The sequence below is a fragment of the Nesterenkonia massiliensis genome (genome assembly GCF_000455245.1).
Classification (GTDB): domain Bacteria; phylum Actinomycetota; class Actinomycetes; order Actinomycetales; family Micrococcaceae; genus Nesterenkonia; species Nesterenkonia rhizosphaerae.
In genome coordinates this window covers 646468-651750 of record NZ_HG005165.1, presented here as the reverse complement: position 1 = coordinate 651750, position 5283 = coordinate 646468, and the positions used below count along the sequence as shown (strand labels likewise).

At 65.1% G+C, this 5283-nt stretch carries 7 protein-coding genes; 5 read left to right on the top strand and 2 right to left on the bottom strand.

The features are described 5' to 3' along the window. The 4 genes from TX78_RS12925 to TX78_RS02990 form a co-directional block, all read left to right on the top strand. Positions 1–729: FecCD family ABC transporter permease (locus tag TX78_RS12925; RefSeq protein WP_233722130.1), on the top strand; the 729-nt coding region annotated here is incomplete at its 5' end. Positions 730–731: 2 nt separating this feature from the next. Continuing rightward, positions 732–1571, top strand: coding sequence for an ABC transporter ATP-binding protein (locus TX78_RS03000; protein ID WP_044493342.1), 840 nt, complete (start codon positions 732–734; stop codon positions 1569–1571). 75 nt (positions 1572–1646) lie between these two features. Next, positions 1647–2693 (top strand): iron-siderophore ABC transporter substrate-binding protein, encoded by a 1047-nt coding sequence (locus TX78_RS02995; RefSeq protein WP_069956227.1) that lies wholly within the window; start codon positions 1647–1649, stop codon positions 2691–2693. Then, positions 2693–3712, top strand: a complete 1020-nt coding sequence (locus tag TX78_RS02990) for a siderophore-interacting protein (protein WP_044493341.1) — start codon at positions 2693–2695, stop codon at positions 3710–3712. Before TX78_RS02995 ends, TX78_RS02990 begins: the two co-directional genes overlap by 1 nt. 2 nt (positions 3713–3714) lie before the next feature. On the opposite strand, the gene TX78_RS02985 is transcribed toward TX78_RS02990, so the two are convergent. Together TX78_RS02985 and TX78_RS13915 are read right to left on the bottom strand one after the other, a co-directional pair. Continuing rightward, the gene (locus TX78_RS02985) at positions 3715–3951 is read right to left on the bottom strand and encodes a PhzF family phenazine biosynthesis protein (RefSeq protein ID WP_044493340.1); all 237 of its coding nucleotides are present in this window, start codon (positions 3949–3951) and stop codon (positions 3715–3717) included. Beyond that, on the bottom strand, positions 3948–4052 hold the full coding sequence (locus TX78_RS13915; RefSeq protein ID WP_147640397.1) for a PhzF family phenazine biosynthesis protein: 105 nt from the start codon (positions 4050–4052) through the stop codon (positions 3948–3950). Before TX78_RS13915 ends, TX78_RS02985 begins: the two co-directional genes overlap by 4 nt. Positions 4053–4223: 171 nt before the next feature. Between TX78_RS13915 and rlmN the strand changes: the two genes are divergently transcribed. Beyond that, positions 4224–5283: 23S rRNA (adenine(2503)-C(2))-methyltransferase RlmN (gene rlmN, locus TX78_RS02980; RefSeq protein ID WP_044493664.1), on the top strand; the 1060-nt coding region annotated here is incomplete at its 3' end.

Genomic DNA, 5283 nt, shown 5'->3' with positions numbered 1-5283 from the left:
GCCGGCGCGTATACCGGCGCGTTACTAGTCGCCGTACTGGGCTTCAGCGGCGTCTGGGCCACACCCTTCGGAGCGATCCTGGGCGGCACTGCCACCGGCGCCGTCGTCTACCTGCTGGCGTGGAAACGCGGTGTTTCCGGGCTGCGCATCATCCTGGTGGGCATCGGCGTGAGCATCTTCCTGGGTTCGCTGAACACCTACCTGGTCACCACACTGCGCCTGGAGGCCGCTATGGCCGTGGCCACCTGGGGTGCGGGCTCGGTCAATGACATCACCTGGTCCCATGTCCTGCCGCTGCTGGGGATCGGCGCAGTGGCACTGCCGGTGATGCTGGCCAACGCTCGGAACATGCAACTGATGGAAATGGGCGACGACGCCGCCTCCGGCCTTGGCATCCAGCTGGAACGTACCCGGCTGATCCAGTTCTTCTGCGGGATCGTGCTGGTGGCTTTAGTGACCGCCGCGGCAGGGCCGATCGCCTTCATCGCGCTGGTGGCTCCGCAGCTTGCACTGCGCCTGGCTGGAGCAGCCGCCGGCTCCTCCCATACCGGTCAGCTCATTCCCTCAGCAGCAATGGGTGCCCTGCTACTGACCCTCAGCGACACGATTGCGCGCACTCCCTTGATCCCCGTCAGCCTGCCGGTGGGTGTCATCACACTCATCCTCGGCGGGGCCTATCTCGTCTGGCTGCTCATGAGCATCGGTCAGACCGCCAGGAAAGGAATCTGAGAATGACGATCACCGAAGTCCGCGAGGAGGCAGTGGCGGAACTGCCGCAGCTGCAGACCGAGCACCGGCTGGCAGCGGCAGATCTGGCCTGCGGTTACGACGAGCGCTCCGTGCTCAAAGAGCTGAACCTGCAGATCCCCGAAGAGTCCTTCACCGTCATCATCGGTCCCAACGCCTGCGGTAAGTCCACTCTGCTGCGCAGCCTGGCACGGCTGATCCGTCCCGCCGCCGGAGAGGTCCTGCTCGACGGCGATGCGATCAGCTCCGTGCCCACCAAGCAGTTGGCTCGTACTATCGGGCTGCTGCCACAGACCTCGCTGGCACCAGAAGGCATCACCGTGGCTGATCTGGTCTCCCGCGGCCGTCACCCGCATCAGAGTCTGCTGCGCCGCTGGGGCCGCGAGGACGAGGCTGCAGTCCGCCATGCTCTGGAGGTCACCGGCACCACCGAGCTGGCCAGTCGCGCCGTCGATGAGCTCTCCGGCGGGCAGCGCCAGCGCGCATGGATCGCCATGACGCTGGCTCAGCAGACTCCGATTCTGCTGCTGGATGAGCCCACCACCTACCTGGACATCGCCCACCAGATCGAAGTCTTGGAGCTGTGCACCCAGCTCCAGCGTGATGGCCGTACCCTGGTGGCCGTGCTGCATGACCTGAACCAGGCGCTGCGCTATGCCACCCACCTGGTCGCCATGCGGGAAGGCCAGATCATCGCCCAGGGCGCCCCCGAGGAGATCGGGACCGCCGAGCTGGTGCGCGAGGTCTTCGGCATTGATTCCCTGGTGATCGAAGATCCAGAGACCGGACGCCCGCTGGTGATACCCCGGGCAGCCGCGGCCTAAGAACCGCCCCGAGAACCCGCCCCAAGTGACCGTTCGCACCGGTTTACTAAGTCCCTTGCCCTAAGAGGAGAACCCATGAAGAACCCCCTACTGTCTTTGTCCGCCGTTATGGCGGCCTCCGCTCTGGCGCTGACCGCTTGTGGTGGTGGCGGAGACGGTGACAGCGCCACCGAGGGCGATGCGGGCAGCGCGAGCACCGCAGCTGAGGGCGACGGCGTGCTGGCAGTGGTGGAGCATATGTATGGCCCCACCGAGGTGCTTGAGCCCGAAGACGGCGAACTGCGTGTAGTAGCCCTGGGCTGGTCCGATGCTGAGATCGCCCTGGCCTTGGGCGTGGAACCCGTCGCGGTTCATGACTGGCAGAGCTTCGGGGAGGAGAGCCACGGCGTCGGGCCCTGGGCTGCGGATCTCTTTGACGACGTGGACCCTGAGGTCATTCCGCGCACTGACGGCGATCTGGATTATGAATATATCCAGTCACTGGCCCCGGATCTGATCCTCAACGTCAATTCCGGCTATGACGAGGCTGAGTACAACCGGCTCAGCGAGATCGCGCCCACCATCTCCGGCCCTGAAGGCGCGGCGAACTACAACCCCGGCTGGGAGAAGCAGACCCAGTTGGTCGCCGATGCGCTGGGTCTCTCCGCCGAGGGCACGGAACTGATCGAAGAAACCCACACCAAGATTGAGGAGGCCCGCGAGGCGCATCCTGAGTTTGAAGGTGTCGAGGCGATCACCGGTTCAAAATTCGGTGAAGCCTACGGACTGAATCTCTCCGGGGATATGCGCTGGGACATTCTTGAGCTGCTGGGATTCCAGATGTACGCCCCGGCGGATGAACTGAATAACGGCGAGGACTTCTACGCTGATATCTCTGAGGAGCAGGTGGAGATCTTCGACGCGGATGTCGCGGTGCTCTACCCCATCGGCTACACCCTTGAAGAGCTGCAGGCTGACCCGCTGATCTCCTCACTGGACGTGGTCCAGGAGGACCGCGCAGTGTTCCTAGAAGGCGACTCTGATCTGTCTATGGCCTTCAGCGCCGGGTCTCCGCTGAGCATCGAATTGGTGCTTGAGGAACTGACCCCGCAGCTGGCCGAAGCCGTGGAGAACCTCGACTGATGCAGCAGACCGCTGTCCGTCCGGCCACCCGCGCCTACCTGACTCAGGTGGCGCGGGTGGTCCGGCTGTCCCCGCAGTTCCTCCGTATCACCCTCACCGGCGAGGACCTTGAGCATTTCGGCCCAGCCGGCACCGGCACCACTGGCTTGGAGGCCGCGGCCTCGCCGGTGGCCTGGGACCAGCGCATCAAACTGTTCCTGCCGCGGCCCGATGGGACCCTGCCCGAATTGGGGCTCTTCGCTGACCCGCCGGCCACCATCATGGAGTGGTACAGCGCCTGGCGGGTGCTTGATGATGCTGAACGCAATCCGATTCGCACCTACACCGTGCGGGCCATCCGCACCTATGCCCGTGAAGTGGATATCGACTTTGTCATCCACATTGACGACGACGGCCACTCCGGTCCTGCATCCGCCTGGGCGCTGGGAGCCGAGCCCGGGGACGAACTGGTCATCATCGGCCCGGATCGGCGCTCGGAGGAATCCGGCGGCGGCATCGACTTCACCCCGGGAAGTGCTCGTGATCTGATGCTGGCCGGTGACGAGACCGCGGTGCCGGCAATCTGCGCGATTCTCGAGGGCCTCCCCGAAAGCTACAGCGGCGAAGCCTTCCTGGAGGTGCCCACCAGCGACGATGTCCTGGATGTGGCCTCACGCTCCAGTGTGCGGATCTACTGGCTCCCGCGCGACGGCGCCAGCCACGGTGCGGCCCTGAATTCTGCTGTCCGGGACTGGGGCATCCGCCGGGCCAAGATCTTCGCTGCTCGGCGCGCCGCCTGGGAACCCGGACGTGAACCGGTGGGAGCGCTGACCGGCACACCTCAGGAACTGCCTGAACTCGATGACGACGCCGTGCTGTGGGAGACCGTTGCCCCGGAAGGGTTCCGCGAGTACGCCTGGCTCGCCGGGGAGGCCGGTGTGATTGCCGGACTACGCCGCTATCTGGTTAAAGAGGTCGGGCTGTCCCGCAAACAGGTGTCCTTCATGGGCTACTGGAAATACGGCCGCGAAAGCGCCTGAGCTCACGCGTCCACAGCGCGGGCTGTGAGGCTGCCGCGAATGCGCACCTCTGCCCGGCCCCCGACCCATAGCGACTCCGCAGCTGGTTCGGTCCCTGGCTCGGCTGGGTCCTCGCCCGCCTCGATGAGAACCCGCCCGCGCCGTCCGATCACCGTGCCTTGTCTGCCCACATAGGGTGGACGCAGTCTTCCGCTGCTGATCAGCCACTGGGCTAGCGAGGCGTTCAAACTGCCGGTCACCGGGTCCTCCAGCAGTCCGCGGCGCTGGCGATCACCGCTACGGGGTTCCCGGTGAAGGGACCATCGCTGAAGACATCAACCTGGCGAAAAGCATGCGTCATAGCCACTATTGTGCCGCTGGAAACGTGGGATCGGGCACACTGCATGAGCCGAGGCGGTCTCCAGCATTCTTCCGCTGTGGTATTCGTGGGACACTGGTGAGGATGTCGAATCCCACCAATCCTGAGAAAAGCACGGGTATTTCCGCACCCAAGACTGCCGCCGCCGCCACGATGGCCGGTCAGGCCCCAGCGGATGGTGCTGCCGCGCCGTCGTCGTCGGCCCCTGCCGACCGTTCGCGGAAGCAGGTGCGCCCGCGTGCTGAGGGCTGGACTCAGGCTGTTGACGCCGAGGGCCGCCCCAAGCTGCAGTTCGCCCAGGGGCCGCGCGTGAAGCAGCCGCCGCAGCACCTGGCGGATATGACCCTGGATGAGCGCATCGCCAAGGCCAAGGAGATGGGCATCCCCGGATTCCGCGCCAAGCAGCTCTCTGTGCACTACTTCCAGCACTACACCACGGACCCCGAGGCGATGACGGACCTGCCCGCCGCGGAGCGTCAGAAACTGGTGGAGGAGTTCCTCCCTCCGCTGCTCACTGAGGTCCGCCGGCTGAAGACCGACGACGGCGCCACTATCAAGTTCCTCTGGCGGCTTTTTGACGGCGCCCTGGTGGAGTCGGTGCTGATGCGCTACCGCAACCGCATCACCCTGTGCATCTCCAGCCAGTGCGGCTGCGGCATGAACTGCCCCTTCTGCGCAACCGGCCAGAACGGGCTGACTCGCAATATGTCCACCGCAGAGATTGTGGACCAGATCGTGCAGGCCAACCGGGTGATTGCCGCTGGTGAGCTTGACGCACCTAATGCTGCTGAAGTGGCCGATGAAGAGGACTTCGCCGGTCTCGGTGAGGAAGCCGATTTCGCCGAGGGCCAGGACACGGCCACTTCCGGCGGCCCCCAGCCGACGGGTCCGCAGCGGGTGGGCAATATCGTCTTCATGGGCATGGGGGAGCCGCTGGCGAACTATAAGCGCGTGATGAGCGCAGTGCGCCGGATGATCGACCCCGCACCTGAAGGGCTGGGAATGTCCGCCCGCGGAATCACCGTCTCCACAGTGGGACTGGTTCCCGCGATCAAGAAGCTGGCCGATGAGAACCTGCCCATCACCTTCGCCCTGAGCCTGCACGCACCGGATGATGAGCTGCGCGATGAGCTGATCCCGGTGAACTCGCGCTGGAAGGCCGATGAAGCGATTGACGCGGCGTATTACTACTACAAGACCACCGGGCGGCGGG